We start from the raw sequence: 19,964 nt of genomic DNA, 5'->3' as shown, positions 1-19,964 counted from the left end.
GGAGGGACGACCCCAAGATTCGTGCACGCTTGCGTCCCTGAGCGATGAAAACGTGGTGGGTACCGGGAAGATCAGCCCAGGTCGGCGATGGCGGCCACCGGGCCGCCGCCCGAGGGGCCCTGGTGCACCGCGGCCACCGAGACGAACACCGCCGGATCGCCCGTCACCGCCGCCGCCACACCGCCCACGGTCGCCTTGATCTGCCGGTGCCAGTGCACGTCGGAGTCGTCGAGCATGATGTTGCGCCGCCCGCGCACCCGGCCGGAAGGGTCGGCCTCGCACTTCATGAAGACGTTGACCAGCCGCTCGCCCAGGTCCGACGGATGCGGCCGCTCGGGCAGGTCGAGGCCGCTGTCGCGGATGGCCGCCCAGATGCCGTCGGCGTCGAGGGCGTCCTTCATGACGCTGTGCCCGATGCGGTAGCGCCCGCCGACGCCGCGTACGTTGCCCACGAGCACGATCTGCGCCCGGTCCAGCTCCACACCCGACGAGCAGGAGGCGACGCTGCTGTAGAGCGACAGGTCGCGGAAGATCTGCTCCTCCGAGGGCATCTCGATCTCGCCCAGCGCCACCGCGACGCCGAGGGCCGTGGTGGCGTTCGACAGGTCCATGGACGGGCCCGTCTCCTCGATCGCGGTGTCCTGGCCGCGGCTCTTGGCGTCGGTGATCGTGGCCAGCGTCAGCAGCGGCGTCTTGGTCTGCACGTAGTGGACGTCCGCCGGGTCGTCGATGCCGGCGATCTTCATGGCCTCGCGTACGCCCGCCGCGACCTTCTCCACCATGGCCGGGCGGCCGATGTCCTCGGGCAGGATCACCTCGCTCATGGCCACGCCCACCGACAGGCGCGGCTCGTCGGAGGCGGGCGCGGCCGCGGTCGTGGCGAAGATCGTGGCGTGCGGGCTCAGCACCCCGTCGGTGCCGCCCGACCACACCAGCGGCACCGAGTCCGGTGCCGGGTGCCCGTGCCTTTCCAGCACCTCGCGGAAGGCCCGGTCGGCCAGGATCCGGGTGTAGTCGTTCACGCCGCCGTTGCCCTCGGTCTTGCCGACCACCGCGAGCACCCGGGGCGCCTCGATCACCCCGTCCGCGATCAGCCGTTCGAGCCCGGAGGCGTCCGTCACGCTCTCGATCGGCACTTTGCGTACCTCGATCGGGTCCGGCATCTATTGCCCCTTCTCCACTTGTGTACCGACATCTCCGTCCAGGGCGGCGGCGATCTCGGGGAGCGAGGTGATGACCGCTCGTTCCCCGCCCGCCGCGACGAAGCGCAGCGCCGCCTCCACCTTCGGTCCCATGCTCCCCCCGGCGAAGTGCCCGGCGGCGTGCAGGACACGCAACTCCGGCACGGAAATCCGGCCGATCGGGCGCGGGTCGGGCCCGCCGTACCCGATCATGGCGTGGGGCACGTCCGTCGCGATGATCAGCACCTTCGCCCGTACGGCCCGCGCCAGCAGCGCCGCCGCCAGATCCTTGTCGATCACTGCCTCGACGCCGGCCAGGGCGCCGTCCGGCTGCCGTGCCACCGGCACTCCCCCGCCGCCCGCGGCCACGACCGTGAACCCGGCGTCCATGAGCGTGGTCACCGCGCCCGCGTCGAGGATCTCGAGCGGTTCCGGCGAGGCCACGACCCGGCGCCACCCCCGGGTGAAGCCGCGCCACGTCTGGCCGAGCTTCTCGAAGCGCCGCGCCTCGTCCTCGGTGAAGTAGCGGCCGATGGGCTTGACGGGCTCGGTGAAGCCCGGGTCGGCGGGGTCGACCAGCGTACGGGTGACGACGGTGGCGACGCGGGGGCCGAGCGCGTTCATGATCAGGGTGCCGATCGTGGCCTGGGTCTGCGCGCCGCACCAGTCCAGCGGCACGGGCGGCACCACGGCCGCGGCCAGCTGGTTCTTCAGCAGCAGGTTGCCCACCTGGGGACCGTTGCCGTGGGTGAGGATCACCCGGTGGCCGGCCTCCATCAGCGTGCGCACGTGCCGCATCGCCTCCTCGACCGCCGCGCGCTGGTGATCGGGCGCCGCGCTGCCGTCCGGGGCGGTCATGGCGTTGCCGCCGAGTGCGATGAGTAGCCGTTCCCCCACGCAGGCGACGCTAGCCGAGCGGCTCCTCACCGTTCATGGGCAATGTCTGCCGACGTCGTGATGAGATGTACGGCATGGCGGACACTCCTCGTTCGTTCCAGGACCTCGTACGCCGCCGCCAGAAAGCCGACTTCATCGGCAGAGACGGCGAACTCGCCCATTTCCGGGCGAACATCACCCGCCCGCCCGGAGAGCGCAGGCTGCTGTTCTCCATCCACGGCGCCGGTGGCGTGGGCAAGACCTCCCTGCTCGGCCGGCTGCGCGAGGTCGCCGCCGAACACGGCTGGCTGACCGCCGGGGCCGACGAGAGCTGTTACGACGCCGTGGAGGTCATGGCGGCGCTGGCCGTACAGCTGGAGGAGCAGGACGCGAAGCTCAGGCGCTTCACCCAGCAGCACGCCGCCCGGCGCAAGCGCGGGACCGAGGGCGAGCCGCCCGCCGCCGACGTGGCCGGCGCCCTCACCAGGACCGCCACGGAGCTGACCACCGGCGTGGTGAACACGCTCGTCCCCGGGGCCGAGCTGATCACCAAGGCGGTCGACCCCGAGCGGGTCAACCAGCTGCGCCTGGCCACCGCCGACAAGCTGCGCGGCCGCCCGCCCACCGGCGAGCTCACCCCCGCCTTCCTGGAGGGCCTGCGCGAACTGCGCCGCCCGCTGGCGCTGTTCCTGGACGCCTACGAGGTCACGGACGCCTACCTGGACGACTGGCTGCGCGCCGTCTTCACCGGCCGGTACGGCGAGGCCCCCGCCGACCTGATCATCACCATCGCCGGACGCCGCCCGCTCGACCCGATCCGCTGGGACCCCTATTTGGGCGTCGTGGCCGAGATGCCGCTCATGCCGTTCACCGAGGTCGAGGTCAGGCAGTTCCTGGCGCAGCTCGACGTCGTGGACGAGCCGACCGTCGGGGCCATCTGCCACGAGAGCGGCGGCCTGCCCCTGGCCGTCGCCATGCTCAGCCGCCGGCACCGGCCCGGCGGGGAGTGTCCCGGCGCGGAGGCCGAGGCGCGCCTCGACCCGTCGAGCGATCTGGTCGAACGCTTCCTGAAGTGGGAACCGGACCCGGCCAGGCGCGCCCTCGTCCTGGACGCCGCGCTGCCGCGCCGCCTGGATGAGGACATCGTGGCGGCGCTGACCGGCGAGAACGCCGCCGAGCTGTACACGTGGCTGCACGCCCAGGACTTCCTGACCCGCCAGGGCGGCACCTGCCGCTACCACGACACCGTGCGCCGCCCGATGATCGGCCTCAGCCGCAGCCGTTCCCCGCAGCGCTGGTCGGAGCTGCACGTCAAGCTGGCCGCCGTCTACCGCGAGCGGCGCACCGTGCCGATGGAGGAGGCGTGGGGCGACGAGCGGGCGGAGGGCTGGCTGCTGGAGGAGTGCTACCACCGCGCCTGCGCCGCCCCCGCCGCCGCGCTGCCCGGCCTGCTGACCGTGGGGGTGGCGGCGTGCGCGCACGGCGTTCCGCAGGCGCGCCGGTGGGCCGAGACCATCGCGGCCGCCGGGGTGGACGCCGACGCGACCCGGCTGGCCGCGCTGGGGCGGGAACTGCGGGACAGCGTGCCGGAGGGCTGCGACCTGAGCGCCTTCGCCGACCTGCTGCTGCGCCGCCGGGAACTGCCCGCCGAACAGCGCAAGCACGTCCACCGGCTACGCGGGCGCGAACACCGCTACGCGGGACGCTACGAGCAGGCCCTGGCCGACTACGACCGCGCGATCGAGCTCGACCCCGCCCACGCCAAGGCGCTGGCCGGACGGGCCGAGACCTTACGGCTCGCCCGCCGCCACGACGAGGCGCTGGCCTGCTTCGACCGGGCGCTGGAGCTCGCGCCGGAGAACCGGCTCGTCTCCCTCGGCAGGGCCTACACCCTGGAGTCCCTGGAGCGCCATGAAGAGGCCCGCCAGGCACTCGACCGGCTGATCGCGGCCGAGCCGCGCGACGCGGGCGCGCTGAAGGCGCGTGGCCGGTTCTACCTGCTGCGCGAGCGGCTGGAGGAAGCCCTGGCCGACCTCGACCTGGCCATCGAGCTCGACCCCTCCTCCTGCGCGGCGCTGACCCACCGGGCGTTCATCCACCTGACGCGCGAGCGTCGCGCGGACGCGCTGGCCGACCTCGGCCGGGCGCTGGCGCTGGTGCCCGACGACGTGCTCGCGCTGACCGTGCGGGGGCGGGCCCGCTGGCTCATGAACGATCCGGACGCCGCCCTGGCCGACCTGGACCGCGCGGTCGCGCTGGAGCCGGACGACGCCTGGGCCCTGGCCCACCGCGGCGTCGTCCACCAGGACCTCGGCCGCCACGCGGAGGCGGTCGCCGACCTGTCGCGGGCCGTGGAGTTCGAGCCGGGCAACGCCTGGGCCATCGCCTCGCGCGGCGACAGCCACGAGGCGCTCGGCCGGACCGAGGAGGCCCTGGCCGACCTCGACCGCGCCATCGAACTGGCCCCGCGCTACGCCTGGGCGCTGTGCAGGCGGGGCAGCATCCGGCTGAAGCGCGCGGAGTACGAGCGGGCCCTGGCCGACTTCTCCCGGGCGAGCGGCCTGGTGCCCCGCTACGAGGTGGCGCTGGCCGGGCGGAGCAGGGCGCTCACCCTGCTCGGCCGGTGGGAGGAGGCTCTGGAGGACCAGCGTCTGGCCATGGAGATCGTGCGGGAGCAGGCGTCGGTAGAGTCACCGCATGATGCGTGAGACCACGGCGAACGGGTTGACCATCGTCTATCGGGAGGAAGGCCCGGCCGACGCTCCCCTCATGGTGCTGCTCCACGGCAGGACCGCCAACCACAACGACTGGAACGGCATCATCCAGCACTTCGCCACGCGTTACCACGTGCTGGCACCCGACCTGCGCGGGCATGGCGGCAGCGCGTACCCGGGCGGCTACGCGCTGCCGGACATGGCCGACGACGTCGCCGCTCTGCTCGACGGCCGCGGGGCCGTGATCGTGGGGCACTCTCTGGGCGCGATGGTCGCCTTCCACCTGGCGATGCGCCGTCCCGAGCTCGTGGAGCGCCTCGTGCTGGAGGATCCGGGCGCGCCCCTGCCCATGACCGGGCGGGCCGCGCTCGTCCGCGACGACTCCACCGGGTTCGACTGGGAGATGGTGTTCCAGACCGAGCGGCAGTTCGTGGACCCGGACCCGGCGTGGGCCGAGGGGCTCACCCGGCTGGCCGTGCCGGCGCTGGTGCTGTCGGGCGGGCCGAGCAGCCAGATCAGGGCGGAGCCCGTGGCCGAGCTCATTCCGGGCGCCGAGCTGGTCACGATCGACGTCGGCCACCTGATCCACCGGGACGCGCGCGCCGCCTTCCTGGAGGCCGTCGAGGAGTTCCTGGACGCCTGATCGTAGAGTGCTGAGGCATGCGGATCACGGTAAGCGCTTCCCCGGCCCTTCGGACCCAGTTCTTCCCCGACCTCGACCGGCTGCTCGCACTCGGCGACGTCCGGCTGGTGGACGACCACGCCGGCCTGCCCGCAGCGTTGCCCGGCACGCGGGTGCTGGTGACCAGCTGGGGGGCGCCCGCGCTCGGACGTGAGCTGCTCGACCTGGCCCCCGAGCTGCGGCTGCTGGCCCACACGGGCGCGACCGTGAAACCGTTCGTGACCGGCGAGTCGTGGGCCCGCGGCGTCCGGGTCACCCAGGCGGGCGCGGGCATGGCCAGGTCGGTGGCGGAGGCGTCGCTGGCGTTCACGCTGGCGTTGCTGTACCGGATCCAGCGCTTCGACCACGCGCTGCGCTCCGGCGCAGAATGGGCCGCCGCCTCCCAGGCGCCGCCCCGGCACGAGATCCTGGGCTGCCGGATCGGGGTGGTCGGCGCGTCGCGCACCGGCCGGGCCTACATCGAGCTGGTACGCGCCCTGGGCGCCGAGGTGGCGGTGCACGATCCGTACCACGAGGGCTCGGTCGGCCTGGACGAGCTGCTGTCCACGAGCCGGGTCGTGGCGCTGCACGCGCCGGTGCTGCCCGAGACCAGGCACATGATCGGCGCGCGCGAGCTGGCGTTGATGCCGGACGGCGCCATGCTGGTCAACACCGCGCGCTCGTGGCTGGTGGACCAGGAGGCGCTGCTGGCGGAGCTGCGTACCGGGCGGCTCGACGCGGCGCTCGACGTGTTCGACGAGGAGCCGCTGCCCACCGGCCATCCGTACCGGCGGCTGCCGAACGTCCTGCTCACCCCCCACCGGGCGGCCGGCACCGAGGAGTGCTACCGGCGGCTCGGCGACATCGTGATCGGCGAGATCGCCCGCTTCGCCGCGGACCGGCCGCTGGAACACGAGGTCACCGCGGAGATGCTGTCCAGAATGGGCTGATCAGGCGTGACCCTAATGTCACAAAGATCCGCGAAGGTAGGGAGAGTGGGTACGAAGCTCGGCGAGCACATGCGGGAACGGCTGCGCACGTTCGGGCTGATGGCTCCCTCGGTGGCGCAGTGCTCGGTCGGCGCGGCGCTGGCGTGGGTGATCGCCACCCAGCTCCTCGGCCACGCCCGCCCGTTCTTCGCGCCCATCGCCGTGCTCATCTGCGTCGGCGTCGGGCTCGGGCAGCGGCTGCGCCGGGTGATCGAACTGGTCGTCGGCGTCAGCCTCGGCGTCGGCGTGGGCGACCTGCTCGTCGCCTCGATCGGCTCGGGACCGTGGCAGATCGCGCTGGTCGTCGGCCTCGCCATGTCGGCGGCGGTGCTGCTCAACAGCGGCGCGCTGTTCGTCGCGCAGGCCGGTTCGTCGGCCGTGCTGGTCGCCACCCTGCTGCCGCCCGGCGACACCGGCGGCCTGGACCGCATGCTCGACGCGCTCACCGGCGGCGTCGTCGGCATCGCGGCCGTCGCGCTGCTGCCCGCCAGCCCCTTCGCCATCGCCGCCAAGCACGCCTCGGGAGTGCTCGACGCGCTGTCCACGGTGCTGGAGAAGTGCGCGGAGGCGATCGAGAAGCGGGACGCGGACCTGGCCGCGGAGGCGCTGGAGGAGGCGCGCGGCACCCAGGCGGTGATCGAGGAGTTCGAGCAGGCGCTGGAGACCAGCCGGGAGATCGCCACGATCTCGCCGCTGCACTGGCACCGCCGCGCCCGCCTGAGCCGCTACGAGAGCGCCGCGGTGCCCGTGGACCTCGCGCTGCGCAACTCCCGCGTGCTGGCCCGCCGCACGCTGGCCGCGCTCGGCGAGGCGTCGCCGCCGCCGACCACGCTGGCCACTTCGCTGCGCGAGGTCTCCGAGGCGGCCCTGCTCCTGCAACTGGAGCTCGGAGCGGGCCGCGAACCCCAGCTCGCCCGGCAGGCCCTGCTCGCCGTGGCCGCCCGCCAGCGTCCGGAACGGCTGGGCTTCTCCGCCGACGTGATACTCGCCCAGTTGCGTTCGATCGTGGTCGACCTGCTCCAGGCCACCGGCATCAGCAACGAGGAGGCCACGGCCGCGCTGCCCCCGCTGGACTTCACCCAGCCCTGACCAGCTCCACCGCGGCCAGGGCCGTGCTGCCCATCCCGCCGGCCAGCACCAGCAGCGCCGCGGCGAGGGGAAGGTGGCGGGTCCAGCGGTGCCTGGTCACGGCACCCAGAAGATCACTCCCACGCAGAACGGCCAGCCCGACCGCCGACAAGGTGAGCGCCATGCCCACGCCGAAGGCGGCGACCAGCACGAGCGCGACGAACGCCCGGCCGGACAGCAGGCCGGTCAGCAGCAGGAGAAAGGCCGACGGCGAGGGCAGCAGACCGCCGGAGACCCCCAGCGTGACCAGCCCGCGCCGGGTGAGCAGCGACCCCTCATGCCCGTGCCCATGACCGTGGCCGTGTCCATGACCATGACCATGACCATGACCGTGTCCATGACCGTGACCGTGGCCCTGGCCGCGCAGGTGGCGGTGCACCAGACCGCCGCCCACCGCCAGGACCGCCGCCGCCCCGGCCAGCTGCAGCCAGCGGGTCACCGCGCCCAGGTCGGGCGCGTTGTCCACGGCCAGCCACCACACCACCGCCAGGACCGCCACCGACACCGTGTGCATGAGCGCCACGACGCCGCCCAGCCGCACCGCGTCCATGGGCCGGGCCTGGCCGCCGAGCAGGTAACCGGCGGTCAGCGTCTTGCCGTGCCCGGGGGCGCAGGCGTGGGCCGCCCCCGCCACCAGGGCCACCAGCAGCGCCAGCGGCAGGAACCGGTCGATCAGCGACGGCAGGTCCGTGGTGAACGACGTGGAGGTGGTGGTGGCTGCGATGCCGCTGAGCCGTACCGGATGGGCGGGCTCGTCGGCGGTGTGCAGCGCGCCCGAGCCCGACGGCGTGACCGACACCGTGCGGTAGGCGACGTTGAGGTCGTGCAGCAACGTCACGCTCACGCGCAGCTCGTCGGCCGCCCGCGGGCAGCGGAAACGCAGCACGGCGCCGGTCGTGGCCAGCGCCCCGGTGCGGACCTCGGTCACCGGGCAGTCCGCCGCGCCCTGCCGCACCGTGACCCCACGCCGGAAATATCCGTCGAGGGCGGGGACGGCCTTGGTCAGCGCGGCGATGTCGTCGGCCGCCGCCGACCAGGTGATCTCGACCGCCGGGCCGTCGGCGCGGATCTTCGCCACGGGCGGCGGGCCGAAGGGGTGTGCCCACCCCGGACCCGCCGCCCCCAGCAGGATCAGCGCCACCGCGCCCGCGACCGCGAGCAGGCGAGCCAATCCCTTGGTCATCTAGCCGCCAGCGCGTGCAACGACCCGTCGTCGGTCAGCGCGAACACCGTGTTCCCGCTCACCGACAGCGCCGAGGCGACCCCGCCGCCCAGGTCGTAGGCGGCCAGGTGCCGTCCCGTCGCCCGGTCCAGGGCCACGACCCGGCCGTCCCAGGTGCCGGCGTAGACCGTGGTCTCGGTGACCAGGGCGTGCGCCGCCGGCGAGCCGGGACCGTTGGCCTTGCACGAGGTGCCGGAACGCCAAGGGTCCTCCATCGGGCTCTCGCCCGGCAGGTAGCCGGTGGGGGTCTCCCACAGCGTCTTGCCGGTCGCGCTGTCGTAGGCGCGGACCATGCCGTCCTGACTCGCGACATAGGCGAGGTCGCCCCAGGTCGCCGGGCTGGTCACGGGCGGCGGGCCGTACTCGCAGACCGCGGCCGTGCCCACCTTGGCGTGCCAGCGCACCGCGCCGTCGGCGCCGTGCCCGCGCGTGCCGGTGGCGGTCGTCGTCACCAGCCCGGACTCGCTGAACACCGGCGAGGACTGCGAGAAGATGTCGCCCCCGGTGTCCACGCTGGACAGCTGCTTGCACGTGGCCAGATCCATCGAGATCAGCGACTGGCTGGAGCCCGAGTGCAGCCACGCGGTGGTCGAGCCGGGCTTCCTGATCGCCGTGCTGTGGAACTCGCCCCACGCGACCGGCGCGTTGAAGCCGCCGGGCAGCCGCTCGCCGGTACGGGCGTCGCGGCAGCGCACCCCGTCCCACTCGTGGTAGACGGCGACCGCGCGGCCGCCGGGCAGGTCGAACACGCTGACCGGCCCGCCCGCACGGCCGTAACGCCGCACGGTGCCCTGCTTGACCTCTTCGGCGTCGATCGTCTCCCACGCCACCCTGCCGGTGCGCTCGTCCAGCGCGTAGACGCGCCCGACGCCGGTCGTCAGGTAGACCTTGCCGCCGTGCACGGTCGGGAAGGACTCGGCGTCGCCGTCGAGGTAGGTGCGCCACAGCTCGCGTCCGGTGCGCGCGTCGTAGGCCAGCATCATGCTGTACGGCGAGGCGAACGCCTGCGAGGCCACGATCACCCTGCCACCCGAGACGGCGGCCCCGTTGAGGTGGAACTGCTCACCCGTGTTCGCCGCCCACCGCAGATCCAGGGCGGCGCCCGGGTTGCCGGTGGAGGCCGAGCGGCCCTGCTCGTCGCCGCCCTGCCGCAGCCAGTCGCCCTTGGGCTCCGGCCGCGAGACACGGGAGTCCGGCCGCACCTCGAACGTGGTGCGCACCTTCGGGAACGGCTTGCCCTCGCTGTCCCTGACGGTCAGCTCGGCCGTGTACGAGCCCGGATGCAGGCCGGTGATCCGGTCACTGACCCGCGTCCACGACACGTGCGCCCGCGGACAGGACTCGCCCTTGTAGCAGTTGACGATGCCGCTCGGCCGGGTCTCCTCCCCGAAGCGCAGACGCTCCCGCTCCCAGACGGTCCTGCCGTTCTTGGCGCGGACGGTCAGCTCCGCCCTGGACGGGGTGCGGCCGTCGTCCTCGGCGTAGATCTCCAGCGGTACGCCCGCCTTCTTGCCGTGGACGCTGCCGGTCGCCGGGCTCACCAGCGAGACGTCGTCGTTGACGCCGAACTGGCGGTGCACGCCGGTAACGTAGCCCTTGTCCCTGCCGGTGATCGCACTGAAGTCGAGGATCTTGTAGTCGGGCCGGGCGGCGTCGATGCCGTACGTGCCCATGTTGTTGACCTCGACGGAACGGGCGAACGCGCCCCGCCGGTACTCGGCCTGCTGGTTGTGCCCGGCGGCGAACATCCGCACGTCGTACTTGGCCAGCTCGTCCACCGTCGGCTGCATCCCGGCGCCCGGACCCCAGCGGGTGAACAGCGAGCGGTGCGCGAACACGAACACCTGCTTGCCCACCGCGTGCCTGCGCAGGTCCTCGCGCAGCCACTGCAGCTGCGGGGCCAGGCCGCGCGTGTCGTAGTTGTCCTCCAGCACGACGATGTGCCGTCCGTCGCGGTCGAAGCTGTACCACTCGGGGCCGACGTTGCGCCGCCAGAACTCCAGGCTGCCGCCGTACCCGACGGAGGTGGCGGTGCCGCCCACGTCGTGGTTGCCGATCACCGGGTAGAACGGGTGTCCCAGCTTGCCGTCGCGCAGGCCGTTCCTGAGCAGGTCGTAGCCGCCCTGGCGGCGGGCGGCGTCGGCGTAGTCGGTGACGGTCAGGTCGCCGGTGGTGATGGTCAGCGTGGCGCCGTCCACCTCGGACATCGCCTTGACCTGGCCGGTCCAGCGCGGGGCCGCGTTCTGGTACTCCTCGTCGGTGCGGTTGCCCACCTCGACGTCGGAGACCATGAGCCACTTCTCCTTCGGGTCGGCCGCCGCCTTGGTGGGCACCAGGGCGAAGTCGACGCCGGTCTGCCTGTCCAGCTGGCGGAAGAAGCGCGGGATGTAGTCCTCGCGCAGCACCGGCTGGTAGCCGTCGGGGGAGACGACGTAGACCATGTCGGTCTCGCGGCGGTTGCGGTCGACCTGGATGCTGTAGGTGCCGTCCGCCGCGGTCGTCGCCCAGGTGGCGCCGTCGGTCACGGACACGCGGGGGAAGCCCGCTTCGCCGCGGTCCTTGGCGCCGTTGCCGTTCCCGTCCTTGAACACCGTGCCGGTGACGGTGACGATGTCGGCGCTCGCCCCGGCCAGCGTGAACGTCGCCGGGTCGCTCAGCGACTCGTAGCCGTCGTTGAACATGAGGTAGGCGGTCCAGGAGCCCTCACCGAGCGCGGTGGTGGGGATCGAGACCGTGCCGGAACCCTGCGGCGCCCGCACCCAGACGCGCGAGGCCACGACGCCCGGCTTCTCGCCAGGTCCGTAGACGCCGATCCAGTTCAGGGCGTTCGCCCGGTCGGTGGAGTAGCTGAAGGTCACCGGCTGACCGGCCTTGGGGTCGGCCGTGGTCATCTTGAGCGTCCCGGCCGCCGCGTCCGCGCTGCCCGGACTCGGACTCGGACTCGCGCTCGTGCTCGTGCTCGTGCTCGGCGTGGGCGTGGCCTCCGGCGTGGGCGTGGCCTCCGGCGTGGCGTCCGGGGCCGCCTTCTCGCCGTCAGGAGTCCCCCCGGCGGGCGTGGCCTCCGCCGTCGTCCCGGCACCGGGCGTCTCGGCGGCGCGTGTCTCGGCAGCGGGCCGCTCGACGGCCGGCGTCGGCGCGGGCTCGGGGCTCGCGGCGATGGCCGCCTGCGGGGCGAGCACCGCGACGCTCACGGCGACCGCGATCGCCGCCCTGCTCCGCCACGTCCGCCGTCCGGTGCCCGCCGTGGCTCCCCGTCCGGTGGCCGCCGTGGCGCCCCTTCCGGTACGGCGCAGCGGTACCACCACCAGGAGCGCCAGCAACGCCAAAGCGGCCAGCACGCCCACGACGACCGGCCACACCGCGCGGACCGGAGCGTGCGCGCCGGTCACGTCGATCACCGGCGCGGCGGCGTTCACGTTGGCCGCCGTGCCGTCGAACTCGGCGATCACCTCGGTGAACCCGCCCCGGTCCAGCAGGGGCGCCAGGTCAAGCGTGTCCACCGCGCACGACCAGGCCAGCTCGACCACCACTCCCCCGGGCACCCCGCCGCCGTCACCCGAGACGCCGTGGGCGCTGACCGGGCAGGGCGTGGGGAGCAGCGCGGAGGCCCACGCGCCCGCGCCTTCCGGGCTGACGACGTCGCGGTGGACGATCAGCCGTCCGCTGGTCACCCCTTCCGAGGTGGCCACGACGAGTTCCGCGTGCTGCCGGGTCAGGTGCGCGGAGGCCGGGCCTGCGCACAGCGCCACCCCTGCCGCGACCGCCAAGAGCAGCACGATGGCTTGCCACAATGACGTTAATTGTCTAGACATGTTCGGCAGCGTAGGGAGCGTCCCCTCTGGCGGAGAAGAGGCATTATCCAACCGCCCTGGATAATTCACCGCGCTCCCACCGGACGTTCATCTCGCGGGTGAGGCGACGATCCGGCACGATCCTCGGTGCGAGAAGGTGTTCCTGCGGGAACGCCGAAGCCCAGGACCGTCCCACGGTCAAGCGAGAACGGGACGCCCGTCGCGGACGTCCCGTTCGTGAAGCGGGGGGGTCAGACGGCGACCAGCGCCGCCTCGGCCTCAAGCGTCGCGGCGACGGCGGCCACCACCGCGGCCACGCGCAGAGCCTCCTGGATCTGCTCGCGGGGCAGGCCGGAGCCGCGCAGCACCTGCTCGTGCGACTCCAGGCAGCGGCCGCAGCCGTTGATCGCGGACACGGCCAGGCACCACAGCTCGAAGTCGGCCTGGTCCACGCCCGGGTTGCCGATGACGGTCATCCGGAGCTTGGCCGGCAGCGTGCCGTAGGTCTCGTCACCGATGAGGTGCGTGGCCCGGTAGTACACGTTGTTCATCGCCATGATGGAGGCGGCGGCCTTGGCGGCCGTGAACGCCTCCTCCGGCAGGTTCCGCGCGGCCTCTTCCGAGACCTCGGCGATGACCCGGCCGGACCTGGCGGCCAGCGCGCACGCCAGCATCGCCCCCCACAGCTGCTGGTCGGTCAGCGACGAGGTGGTCGTGACCGAGCCCAGGTTGAGCTTGATGTCCTTGGCGTAGGCCGGCAGGGCTTCCTTCAGCGCGGCGATACTCATGCGCCCAGCAGCGCCTTGGCGTCGAGGCCCCGCTCGCCCTTGTTCCAGTTGCACGGGCACAGCTCGTCGGACTGCAGCGCGTCCAGGACCCGCAGGACCTCCTTGACGTTGCGGCCGACCGAGCCCGCGGTCACCATCGTGAACTGGATCTCGTTGTTCGGGTCCACGATGAAGGTGGCGCGCTGGGCGACGCCGTCGGAGCCGAGGATGCCGAGGTCGGCGGAGAGCTCGCGCCTGATGTCGCTCAGCATCGGGAACGGCAGGTCGCGAAGGTCCTCGTGGTCCTTGCGCCAGGCGTGGTGCACGAACTCGGAGTCCACGGACACGCCCAGGACCTGGGCGTCACGGTCGGCGAACTCCTCGTTGAGCCGGCCGAACTCGGCGATCTCGGTCGGGCAGACGAAGGTGAAGTCCTTCGGCCAGAAGAACACCACGCGCCACTTGCCCTCGTAGGTCTTGTGGTTGATCTCCGCGAACGCCTTCTCGGGGTCGAGGTCGACGCAGGCGGTGAGTTCGTACTCGGGGAAGTGGTCACCGACGGTGAGCAAGTGCGTGTCTCCTTGGATGAAGGTGAAGGTCAGGGGCCCTAGCGTCCCGCACGTAGCATTGATCTGAGAAATCGCTCAGTCAGACCAATCTGAGAGGTGTTCCCTATCAGTGAGCCCATGCCGACCCTGGCTCAGCTGCGCGCGTTCCTGGCCGTGGCCGAGCATCTCCACTTCAGGGAGGCGGCCAGCACGCTTCGGATCAGCCAACCCGCTTTGTCCGGAAATATCGCCGCTTTGGAGGAGGTTTTGGACCAGCAGCTGGTAGAGCGGACCACCCGCAAGGTGCTGCTCACCCCCGCCGGAGAACGCCTGACCGGGCACGCGCGGCGCGTCCTGGCCGCCGTCGACGACCTCATGGGCGAGGTGGCCCAGAACCGCGAACCCTTCCGCGGGCCCGCCCACCTCGGCGTCATCCCGACCGTCGCGCCGTACGTGCTGCCCGCGCTGCTGCCGATGTTCGCCAGGCGCTTCCCCCACCTCAAGCTCACCGTGCACGAGGCCAGGACCGAGACGATCCTGGAAGAGGTACGCGAGGGGCGGCTCGACATGGTGCTGCTCGCGTTGCCCACCGAGGTGAACGGGCTGGTCGAGGAGCCGCTTTACGACGAGGACTTCCTGCTGGCCGTACCGGAGGATCATCCGCTCGCCGCGAGCGAGGAGCCGCTCGGCCGCGCGGCGCTGAAGGGCCTCGACATCGTGCTGCTCAACCAGGGCCACTGCCTGCGCGAGCAGGCCATAGACGTCTGCAGGGAGGTCGGCGCGCGCGCCACCGCCACCACCTACGCCACCAGCCTGCCCACACTCGTGCAGCTCGTCGCGGGCGGGCTCGGCGTGACGCTGCTGCCCGAGTCGGCCGTGCCCGTGGAGACGGGCAAGAGGGTACGGCTGGCGCTGCGCCGCTTCGCCGCCCCGGCGCCGGGCCGCACGATCGGCCTGGCCTACCGGGGATCGTCGGCACGGGCGGCGGAGTACGCGCAGCTCGCCAAGGCGGTCAGGAGCGCGGTGAGGCAGCGCCGGCTACCCGTCAAGATCGTCACCTGACCCGCGGGTTCACGGCAGGCGCTTGAGCCTGGCCACCGCCTCGTCGATGACCTCGTCCTTCTTGCAGAAGGCGAACCGGACGAAGTGCGCGCCACGCTCCGGATGGTCGTAGAACACCTGGGTCGGGATGGCCACCACGCCCGCCAGCGACGGCAGTTGGCGGGTCAGCTCCAGGCCGTCGGTGAAGCCCAGCGGCCGGATGTCGGTCTGCACGAAGTACGTGCCCGCCGGCCGGAACACCTCGAAGCCCGCCGAGGTCAGCCCCTCCATCAGCCGGTCGCGCTTGTCCTGGAGCCCGGAGCGCAGCGCCGCCACCCAGTCGAGCTCGTGCCGCAGTCCGTAGGTGACGGCGAGCTGCCACGGCGCGCTCGCCGTGAACGTGAGGAACTGCTTGACCGTCTGCACCGCGCCGACCAGCGAAGGCGGCGCGCACACCCAGCCGGTCTTCCAGCCGGTGACCGAGAACGTCTTGCCCGCCGAGGAGATCATCACGGTGCGTTCGCGCATGCCGGGGAAGGTGGCCAGCGGGATGTGCTCGACGCCGTCGAAGGTCAGGTGCTCGTAGACCTCGTCGGTGATCGCGATCAGGTCGCGTTCCTGGCAGAGCTCGGCGATGACGGCCAGTTCGGCGCGGGTGAAGACGGTCCCGGTCGGGTTGTGGGGGGAGTTGACCAGGATGGCGCGGGTGCGGGGGGTGACGGCTGCGCGCAGCTCGTCCGGGTCGAAGGTGAAACGGCCGTCGGCCGGGCGCAGCGTGACCGCCACCAGCCGGGCTCCGGACAGCGCGATCGAGGCGGCGTAGGAGTCGTAGTAGGGCTCGAACGCGATCACCTCGTCCCCCGCCTCGCACAGCGCCAGGACGCTCGCCGCGATCGCCTCCGTGGCGCCGACCGTCACCAGCACCTCGCCGTCGGGGTCGTAGTCGAGGCCGTAGTGGGCCGAGCGGTGCTCGCTGACCGCGTGCCGCAGATCGGGCACGCCGGGGCCCGGCGGGTACTGGTTCGCGCCCGCCGTGATCGCCTCCACCGCCCGGTCGAGCATCGCCGCCGGGCCGTCGGTGTCGGGAAAGCCCTGGCCGAGGTTGATCGAGCCGGTCCGCACGGCCAGCGCGCTCATCTCGGCGAAGATCGTCGTGCCGAAGGCGCGCATCCTGGATACAAGGGGTTCCGTCACGGCCCCAGACTATTAGGCTCGACCTGTGATCATCAGGGTCGTGATCGCGCTCGCTCTGAGCGTCCCCCCTCCGGCCGCCGCCGTCCGGGCCGCCGACGCCTGTCCCGTCCCCGTTCCCACCGGCACCACCTGCGGGTTCCTCGAGGTCCCCGAGCGAAGGAACGCGCCCGGCCGTACCGTCAAGGTCGGGTACGCCGTGCACCGCTCGCAGGATCCCGCCCGCAAGCCCGACCCGGTCGTCTACATGGGCGGCGGGCCCGCCTCGTCGTCGTTGCAGCTGACCGGGTTCCTGACCCAGTTGTTCCCCGACCGCGACATCGTCACGATCGAGCAACGCGGCGGCAAGTACTCCGTGCCCCGGCTGACCTGCCCGGAGACGGTCGAGGCCATGCTCGACCGGCTGCGCCGCCCGGAGACCGGGGCGGCGGGCGTGGCCGCCGGCGCGGTCGCGTGTCGCAAGCGGCTGGCCGAGCGCGGGGTCGACCTGCGCGGCTACACCACGCGCGAGATCGTCGCGGACGTGGTCGACCTGCGCAAGAAGCTCGGCTACCCCGCCTGGAACCTGTTCGGGGTCAGCTACTCCACGCGGGTCATGGTGGAGGCGGCCAAGGCCGACCCGGACGGGGTGCGGGCGATGATCCTCGACTCCTACCTGCCGGAGAAGGTCGACTGGTACCGCGACGCCGACCGCAACCTGGCCGACACGGTGACGGCGCTGGGGGTGAAGGACCGGTTCGAGGCGATGGTGGAGCGCTACAACCGCGCTCCCGCCCTGGTGCCGACGACCGATCCGCTGCTCGGCGAGCCGTTCACGGCGCGGATGAGCGGCGACGACGTGGCGACCGTCCTGGCCGAGGCCTTGCACGAGTCGGAGCTGGTGGCGGTGGCCCCTGCGCTGATCGACGCGCTGGCCTCGGGGCGGGAGGAACTGCTGCGGCCGCTGGCCGACGCGGTGGGCGGGGGGTTGACGTCGCACGAGTTCGGTCTGTATCACGCCGTCCAATGCCAGGATGAGGCGACATTTCCCGATTCTTCGCGACTTTTCACCGTGACCAATGACAAGGCCGTCTGCCAAGCCTGGAACCTGCCTCTCTCTCCCCCAACTCCGCAAGCGGGCACCGGCGCCGGGGGCGCGACCCCGGAGCGGACCGGCCCAGGCGACGGACAGGACAACACGGGCCCCGGCCAGGCGGACCCGGCGGCCACAGGATCGGACCCGCGCGCCCGCCAGGGCACCACAGGCGCACGGGTGGACACAGGCGCGCGGGTGAACACGGGCATTGCCCAACCCGGCACCGCGGCTGCGCACGCGGGCGTCCGGCAGGCGCACACGGCGACCGAGCGACCCGGCGCGGATGCCGGGCAACACAGCACGGGTGCCGGGCAACACCATGCGGGTGTCAGGCGAGACGGAGCGGACGCCGGGCAACACGGGGTGGACGCCGGGCGTGATGGGGCGGGTGTCGGGCAACGCGGTGCGGGTGTCGGGCGTGACGGAGTGGGTGTCGGGCAACTCGGCGCGGGTGCCCCTCGGGGTGTCGAGGGGGTGCCGGTGCTGGTGCTGGGTGGGCAGTTCGATCCCACGACGCCGACCAGGACCAGCAAGCCGGCCGCCGCCGAGTTGCCCGGCGCCACGTTCGTCGAGTTCGCGGGTGTGGGTCACGCGGTCTTCCTGGCCATGGCCACCACCTGCGGCCGCCAGACGATCGCGGCGTTCGTCGCGGCCCCGGGCTCCTGGAGCCAGCCGTGTGTCCCGAGCCGGGCGGCGCTTGAGCGGTTCGCCCCGGGGTCGATGCTGGTGACGGGCGCGCCGTACCAGATCATGCTCGCGCCGTGGCTGGCCGTGCCGCTGGTGCTGTTCGCGCTGGTCGCGCTCGTGCAGCTGGTCGGCGGCGGGGTGCGGGGGCGGGGGCTGAGCGCGTTCGCGGGGCTGACCGGTCTCGCGGCGGCCGGGCTGACCGTGCAGTCGGTGTACGGCCTGCTCACCACCAACGAGACCGCCCTGGCCGTCGGCGTGCCGGCCTCGGTCGAGGTGTACGGCTGGCTGGCCGTGGGCGCCGTGGCCCTGAGCGTGGCGGCGGCGGTGTGGGCCATCGAGGCGAAACCGGCAGGAAGACTGTGGCCGCACCTGGTCGCCCTCGTGGTGGGCGGCGGGTTCCTCGTATGGTGGTTCGCCTGGTTCCTGTAACGCGCATCAGAGAGCTCGACGCGCTCCGCGGCTTCGCGGTGTGCGGCATCATGCTGGTCAACACCTGGCAGCACGCCCCGCACGAACCACCCCAGCAGCCGCTGGACGCCGTCATGGAGTCGGCCTTCCAGGGCCGCTTCTACCCGATCTTCTCGCTGCTGTTCGGCATGAGCTTCGTGCTGTTCCTGCGCAGCGGTTCACGCGTGGTGCTGCTGCGCAGGTTGTTCTTCCTGCTGATGTTCGGGCTGGTCCAGCACACCTTCTACGAGGGTGAGGTGCTGACCGACTACGCCGCGTTCGGCGCGGCCGTGCTGCTGCCCGCCTCGTTCCTGGCCCCGGGCTACCCGGTGCTGGTGCTCGGGCTGGCGGCGCTCGGCTGGGGCGTGTGGCAGGGCGGCGGCACATTGATCATCCCGGGCCTGTTCCTGGTCGGGATGGCGCTGATCCAGCTCAAGCCGGACCGGCGGCTGCTCCTGCCGTTCTTCGCCGTCGGCGCGGTGGCCTCGCTGGCGCTGACGGTCTTCTACTACTCCAGCGAGATCCCGGCCTACTACACGCTGGGCGCGGTGACCGGCGGGCTCGCCTACGGGACCGGCCTGCTGCTGGTCCTGCGGCCTTGGCTGTCGGCGGTGCTGGAGCCGATGGGCAGGCTGGCGCTGACCAACTACGTCTCCGGCACGCTGGTCATCTTCCTGACCGGTCCGGTGACCGACGGCTGGTGGGTGCTGGTCGTGGCGGGGGCGACGGTGGCCGTCCAGGCGGTCTTCAGCCGATGGTGGCTGACCCGCCACCGCTACGGGCCGCTGGAGTGGATTTGGCGGTGCCTGACCTGGTTCCGCCGGGTGCCCAACGGTCTAGAGTCGAGGCGTGACCAGAATCGCCCTCTGTCAGATCCCGGTGTCCCCTGATCCCACCGTCAACCTCCAGCGGGTACGGCAGGCCCTGGCCGAGGCCGAAGGCGCCGACCTGGCCATCTTCCCGGAGGCGACGCTCACCCGCTACGGCAAGCGCATCACCGACCTGGCCGAGCCGCTCGACGGGCCGTTCGTGACCGGCGTGGCCGAGGCGGCCCGCGCCCACGGCACCGCGGTGATCGCCGGCGTGTTCGAGCCCGGCGAGGATCGCGTGTACAACACCGCCGTCGCCCTCGACGCCCGCGGCGAGATCCAGGCCGCGTACCGGAAGATCCACCTGTTCGACTCCTTCGGCGCCAAGGAGTCGGAGCTGGTCGAGCCGGGCGCCGAACCGGCCGTGGTCGAGCTGGCGGGGCTCAGGATCGGGCTCGTCACCTGCTACGACGTACGTTTCCCCGAGCTGACCCGCGCGCTGGTGGACCAGGGCGCGGAGATGTTCGCGGTGATCGCCGCCTGGGGGTCGGGCCCGCTGAAGGAGGATCACTGGATCACGCTGGTGCGCGCCCGCGCGCTGGAGAACACCATGTGGACCGCCGCCGTCGGCCAGGCGCCCAACCCGGCCGAGTCGAGTGACGGTTTCGGCGTCGGCCGCAGCATGCTCGTCGACCCGCTGGGCGTGGTCCGGGCGGATCTGGGCAGTGCGTCAGGAGTCCAGCTCGTCGAGGCCGATCTGGAGGCGACGGCCGCGATGAGGAAGACTCTTCCGTGCCTTGAACATCGGGTGCTCGGGGTCATGCGATCGTAAAGTGG

Annotated in this window: 15 protein-coding genes; 8 read left to right on the top strand and 7 right to left on the bottom strand. The window is 72.5% G+C overall.

The features are described 5' to 3' along the window. Positions 1-71 precede the first annotated feature (71 nt). Positions 72-1,163: a ring-opening amidohydrolase gene (locus ACIBI5_RS03575; protein ID WP_397242764.1), complete on the bottom strand. Its 1,092-nt coding sequence runs from the start codon at positions 1,161-1,163 to the stop codon at positions 72-74. Continuing rightward, the gene (locus ACIBI5_RS03570; protein ID WP_397242762.1) at positions 1,164-2,078 is read right to left on the bottom strand and encodes a carbamate kinase; all 915 of its coding nucleotides are present in this window, start codon (positions 2,076-2,078) and stop codon (positions 1,164-1,166) included. It abuts the gene before it with no gap. Positions 2,079-2,152: 74 nt separating this feature from the next. Between ACIBI5_RS03570 and ACIBI5_RS03565 the strand changes: the two genes are divergently transcribed. The 4 genes from ACIBI5_RS03565 to ACIBI5_RS03550 are packed head-to-tail and all read left to right on the top strand — an operon-like array spanning position 2,153 to position 7,510. Beyond that, positions 2,153-4,765, top strand: coding sequence for a tetratricopeptide repeat protein (locus tag ACIBI5_RS03565; protein WP_397242760.1), 2,613 nt, complete (start codon positions 2,153-2,155; stop codon positions 4,763-4,765). Next, positions 4,755-5,414, top strand: a complete 660-nt coding sequence (locus ACIBI5_RS03560) for an alpha/beta fold hydrolase (RefSeq protein ID WP_397242757.1) — start codon at positions 4,755-4,757, stop codon at positions 5,412-5,414. The genes ACIBI5_RS03565 and ACIBI5_RS03560 overlap by 11 nt, the downstream gene beginning before the upstream one ends. Positions 5,415-5,431: 17 nt before the next feature. Then, positions 5,432-6,382, top strand: coding sequence for a hydroxyacid dehydrogenase (locus tag ACIBI5_RS03555; protein WP_397242755.1), 951 nt, complete (start codon positions 5,432-5,434; stop codon positions 6,380-6,382). Between the two features lie 45 nt (positions 6,383-6,427). Continuing rightward, positions 6,428-7,510, top strand: coding sequence for an aromatic acid exporter family protein (locus tag ACIBI5_RS03550; RefSeq protein WP_397242753.1), 1,083 nt, complete (start codon positions 6,428-6,430; stop codon positions 7,508-7,510). On the opposite strand, the gene ACIBI5_RS03545 is transcribed toward ACIBI5_RS03550, so the two are convergent. From ACIBI5_RS03545 to ACIBI5_RS03530, 4 genes are all read right to left on the bottom strand, one after another. After that, a complete protein-coding gene (locus tag ACIBI5_RS03545; protein WP_397242751.1) occupies positions 7,497-8,732 on the bottom strand; it encodes a hypothetical protein in 1,236 nt (411 codons plus the stop codon). The genes ACIBI5_RS03550 and ACIBI5_RS03545 overlap by 14 nt on opposite strands. Next, positions 8,729-12,583 (bottom strand): PQQ-binding-like beta-propeller repeat protein, encoded by a 3,855-nt coding sequence (locus ACIBI5_RS03540; protein WP_397242749.1) that lies wholly within the window; start codon positions 12,581-12,583, stop codon positions 8,729-8,731. The genes ACIBI5_RS03545 and ACIBI5_RS03540 overlap by 4 nt, the downstream gene beginning before the upstream one ends. Before the next feature lie 230 nt (positions 12,584-12,813). Continuing rightward, positions 12,814-13,350 (bottom strand): carboxymuconolactone decarboxylase family protein, encoded by a 537-nt coding sequence (locus ACIBI5_RS03535; RefSeq protein ID WP_397242747.1) that lies wholly within the window; start codon positions 13,348-13,350, stop codon positions 12,814-12,816. Next, the gene (locus ACIBI5_RS03530; RefSeq protein WP_397242745.1) at positions 13,347-13,898 is read right to left on the bottom strand and encodes a peroxiredoxin; all 552 of its coding nucleotides are present in this window, start codon (positions 13,896-13,898) and stop codon (positions 13,347-13,349) included. The genes ACIBI5_RS03535 and ACIBI5_RS03530 overlap by 4 nt, the downstream gene beginning before the upstream one ends. A gap of 117 nt (positions 13,899-14,015) precedes the next feature. On the opposite strand from ACIBI5_RS03530, the gene ACIBI5_RS03525 reads away from it, so the two are divergent. Further along, positions 14,016-14,939 (top strand): LysR substrate-binding domain-containing protein, encoded by a 924-nt coding sequence (locus ACIBI5_RS03525; RefSeq protein ID WP_379635007.1) that lies wholly within the window; start codon positions 14,016-14,018, stop codon positions 14,937-14,939. A gap of 9 nt (positions 14,940-14,948) precedes the next feature. Here the strand turns inward: ACIBI5_RS03525 and ACIBI5_RS03520 are convergent, their stop codons facing one another. Continuing rightward, the gene (locus ACIBI5_RS03520; RefSeq protein ID WP_397242743.1) at positions 14,949-16,112 is read right to left on the bottom strand and encodes a pyridoxal phosphate-dependent aminotransferase; all 1,164 of its coding nucleotides are present in this window, start codon (positions 16,110-16,112) and stop codon (positions 14,949-14,951) included. Positions 16,113-16,137: 25 nt separating this feature from the next. On the opposite strand from ACIBI5_RS03520, the gene ACIBI5_RS03515 reads away from it, so the two are divergent. From ACIBI5_RS03515 to ACIBI5_RS03505, 3 genes are read left to right on the top strand one after another with little or no spacing between them, the layout of a single operon-like run. Further along, positions 16,138-18,300: an alpha/beta fold hydrolase gene (locus tag ACIBI5_RS03515; protein ID WP_397242741.1), complete on the top strand. Its 2,163-nt coding sequence runs from the start codon at positions 16,138-16,140 to the stop codon at positions 18,298-18,300. Then, a complete protein-coding gene (locus ACIBI5_RS03510; protein ID WP_397242739.1) occupies positions 18,276-19,208 on the top strand; it encodes a DUF418 domain-containing protein in 933 nt (310 codons plus the stop codon). Before ACIBI5_RS03515 ends, ACIBI5_RS03510 begins: the two co-directional genes overlap by 25 nt. Beyond that, a complete protein-coding gene (locus ACIBI5_RS03505) occupies positions 19,168-19,959 on the top strand; it encodes a carbon-nitrogen hydrolase family protein (RefSeq protein ID WP_397242737.1) in 792 nt (263 codons plus the stop codon). The genes ACIBI5_RS03510 and ACIBI5_RS03505 overlap by 41 nt, the downstream gene beginning before the upstream one ends. The last annotated feature ends 5 nt before the right edge of the window (positions 19,960-19,964 follow it).

The sequence above is a fragment of the Nonomuraea sp. NPDC050540 genome, assembly GCF_044457485.1.
Taxonomy (GTDB): Bacteria; Actinomycetota; Actinomycetes; order Streptosporangiales; family Streptosporangiaceae; genus Nonomuraea.
The sequence above is the reverse complement of the archived record's forward strand: the minus strand, read 5'-3'. Positions and strand labels throughout refer to the sequence as shown.

Excerpts from the sequence above, each read along its gene's own strand:
- ACIBI5_RS03545 (WP_397242751.1), bottom strand. The coding sequence starts at position 8,732 with ATGACCAAGGGATTGGCTCGCCTGCTCGCGGTCGCGGGCGCGGTGGCG.
- ACIBI5_RS03540 (WP_397242749.1), bottom strand. The coding sequence starts at position 12,583 with ATGTCTAGACAATTAACGTCATTGTGGCAAGCCATCGTGCTGCTCTTG.
- ACIBI5_RS03510 (WP_397242739.1), top strand. The coding sequence starts at position 18,276 with ATGGTGGTTCGCCTGGTTCCTGTAACGCGCATCAGAGAGCTCGACGCG.
- ACIBI5_RS03525 (WP_379635007.1), top strand. The coding sequence starts at position 14,016 with ATGCCGACCCTGGCTCAGCTGCGCGCGTTCCTGGCCGTGGCCGAGCAT.
- ACIBI5_RS03560 (WP_397242757.1), top strand. The coding sequence starts at position 4,755 with ATGATGCGTGAGACCACGGCGAACGGGTTGACCATCGTCTATCGGGAG.
- ACIBI5_RS03535 (WP_397242747.1), bottom strand. The coding sequence starts at position 13,350 with ATGAGTATCGCCGCGCTGAAGGAAGCCCTGCCGGCCTACGCCAAGGAC.
- ACIBI5_RS03575 (WP_397242764.1), bottom strand. The coding sequence starts at position 1,163 with ATGCCGGACCCGATCGAGGTACGCAAAGTGCCGATCGAGAGCGTGACG.
- ACIBI5_RS03565 (WP_397242760.1), top strand. The coding sequence starts at position 2,153 with ATGGCGGACACTCCTCGTTCGTTCCAGGACCTCGTACGCCGCCGCCAG.
- ACIBI5_RS03555 (WP_397242755.1), top strand. The coding sequence starts at position 5,432 with ATGCGGATCACGGTAAGCGCTTCCCCGGCCCTTCGGACCCAGTTCTTC.